Origin of the sequence: Methanobrevibacter sp., from assembly GCF_017432245.1 — an archaeon.
In the GTDB taxonomy this organism is placed as follows: domain Archaea; phylum Methanobacteriota; class Methanobacteria; order Methanobacteriales; family Methanobacteriaceae; genus Methanobrevibacter.
Genome location: NZ_JAFRJO010000069.1, coordinates 1 through 6,014, shown reverse-complemented (window position 1 = coordinate 6,014; position 6,014 = coordinate 1). Strand labels below are relative to the sequence as shown.

6 protein-coding genes are annotated in these 6,014 nt (G+C 33.3%); all 6 read right to left on the bottom strand.

Features of this window, described 5'->3' with window-relative positions; genetic code table 11:
- Positions 1-51 precede the first annotated feature (51 nt).
- The 6 genes from IJI80_RS05935 to IJI80_RS05910 all read right to left on the bottom strand — a co-directional run bounded on the left by IJI80_RS05935 (position 52) and on the right by IJI80_RS05910 (position 5,865).
- On the bottom strand, positions 52-312 hold the full coding sequence (locus IJI80_RS05935; protein ID WP_292788491.1) for a 50S ribosomal protein L23: 261 nt from the start codon (positions 310-312) through the stop codon (positions 52-54).
- Between the two features lie 46 nt (positions 313-358).
- Positions 359-1,123: a 50S ribosomal protein L4 gene (rpl4p, locus tag IJI80_RS05930; RefSeq protein ID WP_292788489.1), complete on the bottom strand. Its 765-nt coding sequence runs from the start codon at positions 1,121-1,123 to the stop codon at positions 359-361.
- Positions 1,124-1,135: 12 nt separating this feature from the next.
- Positions 1,136-2,146, bottom strand: a complete 1,011-nt coding sequence (gene rpl3p, locus IJI80_RS05925) for a 50S ribosomal protein L3 (protein ID WP_292788487.1) — start codon at positions 2,144-2,146, stop codon at positions 1,136-1,138.
- A 640-nt stretch (positions 2,147-2,786) separates the two neighbouring features.
- Positions 2,787-3,602 carry a putative RNA uridine N3 methyltransferase gene (locus IJI80_RS05920; protein ID WP_292788485.1) on the bottom strand — a complete coding sequence of 272 codons (816 nt, stop codon included), beginning with the start codon at positions 3,600-3,602 and terminating at the stop codon, positions 2,787-2,789.
- 370 nt (positions 3,603-3,972) lie between these two features.
- The gene (locus IJI80_RS05915) at positions 3,973-5,094 is read right to left on the bottom strand and encodes a sugar-transfer associated ATP-grasp domain-containing protein (protein ID WP_292788483.1); all 1,122 of its coding nucleotides are present in this window, start codon (positions 5,092-5,094) and stop codon (positions 3,973-3,975) included.
- Positions 5,095-5,151: 57 nt separating this feature from the next.
- Positions 5,152-5,865: an METTL5 family protein gene (locus IJI80_RS05910; protein WP_292788481.1), complete on the bottom strand. Its 714-nt coding sequence runs from the start codon at positions 5,863-5,865 to the stop codon at positions 5,152-5,154.
- Positions 5,866-6,014: the final 149 nt, after the last annotated feature.

The following is a 6,014-nucleotide window of genomic DNA, read 5'->3' as shown; positions in this document are numbered from 1 at the left end:
TCCTCTTCCTCTACGTTGGTGTATTAATCGTTTTCCCATAATCAATCCTCCTTAGAATACTCCCATTTTAACAGCTACATCTTCAGCTTCGCCTTCTTCAGTAAGTTTGACATAAGCTAATTTAATACCTTTTGGAGTAATGTGAGTGTTTACTCTTGCTACTTCTTGGCCGTATAGCTGTTCAAAAGCTTTTTTGATTTGAGCTTTTGTAGATGTTCTTCTAACAACAAAAGCAAGTTCGTTGTTTTGATCAATTAAATTCATAGTTTTCTCAGTAACATGAGGTTTAACAATAATTTTATAAGGATCCATAAATATCCACCTTCTTAAACTATACCTAATAAATTCTAAAACGAATTTATTGGAATAATCCTCCTAATTTTTCAACAGCGGACTTAGTATAAACAGTTAACCTACCAGCATGAGTACCAGGTGCTAATAATTCAGCATTTAAGTTTTCTGCTGTAACGACTTCTACACCAGCATGGTTTCTTGCACCTAAGCCAATGCCTTTGTCTTCAGCTACAACCACTAATGGTCCTTTGCTGGATTTGTATTTACGTCCTCTTGTTTTTCCTCTACCTGCTCTTATATGTTTACTGTTTTTAGCTTTAATGATGTCATCGTAAACTCCTAATGCTTTGAAGATTTCACGAGTTTCACTAGCAGTCTTAACAGTTTCCAAATCATCTTCAACAATAATAGGAACTTGTTCGAGATTTTCGATTTTATGACCTCTGCCAGCAACCAATTCTTCATTGGTAGTAGCTGCAACAGCAGATCTGATTGCAAATCTTCTTTCTTTATTGTTTACTTTTTCGTGATGATTCTTTTCAGCTCTTACAGGGTGAGCTTTTCTTCCACCTTTAGCTTGTGGAACGAATGCTGCTCTAGCACCGCTTTTGATTCTAGGTACCATAGCTGCACCTCTACCGGATCCCCAAGATTCTGCAGAAGTTCTTTTACCTGCCATAGGGTCATTACCCCAAGGTTGAATTCTAGCAGATTGAGCAGAGAGAACTGCTCTTTTAATAAGGTCAGGTCTGTATTCTTCACTAAAAATAGCAGGAAGTTCGATTTCTTCTTTTACTTCCCCTTGAATTGAATAAACGTTAACTTTCATATTCTAACCCCTCTATACACCTTGCTTGGAAGCAGTACTAATAAATTCAATTTGAGGAGCTGCTTCATCAGCTTTCTTAGGTCTGATAGCTTGTCTAAGAATTACTAATCTCTTAGTAGGGCCAGGGACTGAACCTTTAACTAATACATAGTCGTTTTTAACTAAACCGTATCTAATAAATCCACCATCAGGGTTAACTGCATCCACTTCAGATACATCTCCGATTTTTAAGACTTTCTTATTAAATTCGGTTCTTTTGTGGTATCCCATTTGACCTGCTTGTGCAACAGTCCACATAGTTCTTTCAGGAGACCAAGGACCAATGGAACCTACGTGTCTTCCTTTTCCACTTCTCATAGCTTTACCATATTGAATTCTAATATTCCATCTTTTTACAACCCCTTGGACTCCTTTTCCTTTAGTGGTTGCAATAGCGTCTACATATTGTCCTTCATTAAAGATATCGCTTGCTCTGACTTCTTCACCTAATAAATTAAGTGCATAATTTAATTTTTCTTCAGCAGAACTTCCACCTAATGCACATTCAAAGATTTCAGGTTTTTTCTTAGGTACACTAGCCATTTTAGGGTTAGTGTGTACTAAAACTCTAACTTCTTCAGTTTTGTCTAAAGCGTCTTGTATTTTTGCAATAGCTTCAGATTTATCATAGTCTTTAGGAAGAGTAATTTTCCTAGAGAGCTCTTCATCCAAATTATCTGCAATAACTTCGGTGATAGCTTTAAGTCCATGAGCAGTTTTTTCGTATGATCTTATCCCCATGATTACAAGGGGTGGTACTTCCAAAACAGTTACAGGAGTGAAAACAGTCATACCGTGGGATGGAGAATTCTTATCATTGTCTACAACCATAGCATGAGTCATACCTGCTTTGTAACCTGCAAGACCTAAAAGTTTTGGTTCTTCATTACTTGGCCAAGCTTTGATTCTTGGAGTTTCTTTAGCTACTCTCTTACGAGGGCTAAATGCCACAGAACCTTTTCTTGGTTGGTGATGTCTTACCATTCTTTTCCTCCGTTTCTATAATTTTTTCCTATAATTAATCAGTCTAATCTATTAAAATATTTTAATTTCTATTAATCTATTAAAATAGATTCTTTTACAATTTGATTCATTGATTCAATCATTCGCTTTAAGGTGTCTAATCTTAAATTAAATCATTAATCAATAAAATCTCAGAATAAATAGCTATATTTGCTCTTTTAGTCAAATCGCTAAAATTCTACACTGTTTAAACTTGATTATTCAGTTTATGTTAATAATTTAGCATACAGTCTCCTAAATCATATCTAGATAGGGCATACAGTCTACCTTTAAATAAAACTATCTAGATTAAGACTGTAGAGGCAAAAATTAAACAGCATATAAGCTAAATAAAGCTAGATAAACGTGAAAAACAAGCTCAAACTTGTTTATGTACTTCTCAAAGATTTATTATAAAGTTGTCTAGACTTCATAACTTATCCCATGTCTTTATGGAATATCTCCTTTATGGAGCAAACTTTATAGTGTCTAATTATAAAGCAAATCCTTGAAAGCTAAAGCTGACAATAGCTAAAGCTTCGATCTATATGTTTTTTTAATGTATTTATAATATTACGTATTAACGCTACGTAAATGCGGAAGTTAATAATGAACTATTAACTTAAAGTATATTGAAAATAGCTAAAGTTGAAATTACAGCTTCTTCGGTTCTTACGGTCTCAGTTCCTTGATTTGGAATTGTATTTAACTTTATAGTTTCCCACTTGGAACTTTCCACATTTTCTGAAATAGAAGAATATGGGCCTCCGAACACGATAGCTATATGATTTGAACTTTCCACTTTAGATTTCAATTCGTCAAAAATAGTATCGATTGTATCTGCATACTTTGTAGTTTCAACCACAAAGTCGGGATTAACTAATTTTAAGCTATTTTTAAGACCTTTATTTGTAGATAATGTCTTAAATCCCCAGTAAATGTCATCTGGTTCATCAGGTGTGACTATTACCTCTTTAGCAAACTTAGTGATTTTAAATGAAAATATTTTATTCACAGTAAGTTGCTCTTTGCAAAACGCTAACTTATCCATACCTATATCTACAAAGGTACCTTTCTTATTCCTTTTTACAGTGTATCCTTGCCTGTAATCGCCTAATTCAGGCTTTCCAACAGGATGATGAGGCACTCTTAAAGGAGGCAAAATACCAACATGCCTTAATTCAGCCTTGATAGGGATTGCCTTTTTTCTAAGGTATTGTGGAGTATCCATATACTTGAGAATTTCAGCTATGAAATCTCCATCCTCAGTCTGTTCACTGTCAGGAATTGAAAGATCTTTATAAATCACGACTTCATCAACTTCAAACAAAGCTAAAGCCCTGCCAATTAAACCCACTTTTGATGTTTTTAATTTCAAGTCTTTAGTTTCTGCTAGAAATGAATTCGGTATAAAGACTGATACTTTATTGTTTTGCATATTATCAAATTTTAATTTTTAATCCATATGCAACATTGATAGAACATTTAATAAAGCATTTAGTCAAAAAGAGCTAAAATACCGATTAAATCTAAATCCGTAAAATAAGAAAAAATAAATATTCATGATTGACACGATTTAAATAGCTATAAAACATAGCCCAAGCTAAACCATCAAAAAACCTATGAAAATGATTCTTTACACTGATATTTAACATTAGACAGATGTTTAATACCAATAAATCATGAAAATTAAATAAAAAATTTAAAAATTTCTTATAAATTACATAATGTAGACATATAGATTAGTAATATTTAAGTTATTTATAGTATATAAAGGTTTTGCTAAAAAAAGTCAAAATTTAAAATCATCACTTAGAGCAATTGCCTTCTAATTGAGATAGATAATTTTTCATATCTTCCCACCAGTTATCATGAGGATTTTCAATTGGAGGAAAGCCAGGACCTCCATTGCCTTCTATCAAGCTGATATCATCTTCATCCAAACATACATCCCATCCTATCAAATGTAGGCCATCAGGAGCTAATTCATGAGCTTCTCTGCATAATTCAAGAATTTCCTCCCATCTTGGAATGGTTTCCCCATATAACTGAACTCCAGAATCAGGATGCTTTTCAACATCAAAGATCTGATAATTCATGCCTTTATGGATTTTACCTGTGTGATGATCTATTGGAAACCTAATGCCTCCGCTATGGATATTGTCTACAATTGCCCCCTTAACTCCAACTCTAAGATATGCAAAGACAACATCAGTTTTTCCATTGAGGGAAAAAGTGCAAACCCTAATGGTATTTAAAGAGGATGGGTTAACCTTATGAAGCCAACCGGTCTGTTCATGATACTCTTCAACAATATATGGCTCATTTTGAGATAGAACTTCTTCATATATCTCTTTATACCCCATTTCAGAAGTATCAAAAACAGCTATTCCTTTGCCTCCCTTTCCTATTCTCCTTTTGGCGATGAGCCTATCGGCATCTTTAAATTTTTCTTCAAATTCCTCAAGAGAGATTTCATCAATCACACACCATTTTCTATGAATATAAGTTTCCCAATTTGTACAAAACTTGGCCTTATCATCTAAAAGAACAAGTGATTCCTGATTGGAATTGAATTTCCTTTTTAAAAAACGCAACCTTTCACGAGTGATATGGTGATTTCTCCAAATCCATCCCTTCCTATCAAAGACCATGGAAAAGTAATCCTCCGGCATCGCTCCAAGGAAAACCCAAGACAGCATATAATCCAATCTCTGAAAACTAGCTTTCAATCCCTTTTCAATACCTCTTGCCTTTTGCTTTTCTCTAAAATCCACTGCAATGATATCTTCATATTGAAAATTGATTAGATCATTTAAAAAAAACTCACTCCACTGCCTTTTCCAATTTGAAGCATCTTTTTTCAGCAAATGGCCTAATTGTTTTGAAGCGATGTATCGAAATACAGGATAAAGATTTTCTATTCTCATATTCACCTCAATCATCAATATTATCTTCAAGTCTTCAACATAATAACATGGCATGATTCAAAAATCATCTTTAAAGTTTTCAATCCTCAGGACAATTACCTTCACATCACGAGAATCATCACTATGAAAATCATAAATTTTTGGAATTGGAAATTTGTATACCAATTTATGACTGATTTCAGCACCTAAGTCCCTATAGTAATCTATTACAAACTCTTCGGTATTCTTCATGTGAAATGAATAGATGACATCAGCACTATTTACTGCAAAGTCCATAAATTTTCTATCAGCATGCCTTTTTCCCTTCTCTTGAGATCCAAAAGGTGGGTTTTGAATCAAAGTGTCAAATCTATTTAATGAAGTTTCACTATCATTGATTTTACCCGAATTGCTTTCATTTAATAAATCACTTATTGAATTAAATGAATTGATGTCTCCAACTATGAAATTTGTATTAGCATTATCTATATCATGTTCATTAAATATGCTGTTTTGAGTGATTTTTGCTAAAGCTATTGATTCATCATCTATGTCAACACCTAATGAACATCTTGCACCCATAAGTGAAGATGCGATGGCAAAGATTCCTGTGCCGCACCCAAGATCCAAAACACTCATATTGTCAATGTCACCCAAACCATATGCATTCCACACTAAATCTGCAGCAATTGTTGCAGGAGTGGAATACTGTTCAAGTCCAACTTTAGGATTTGGATGATTCGGAACTTTTTCCAAAATCATTTCAAGATGTTTCTTTTTTGAAATTTTCATAAAATCACGAGAAGTAAAAATATATTATAATATATAATAATATAATTATTTTTTTATCATCATGTGATACTATGAAAATCTCAAAAAAGAAACATCTTGAAATGATTTTGGAAAATGTTCCAAAACATCCAAATCCAAAATTTGAACTT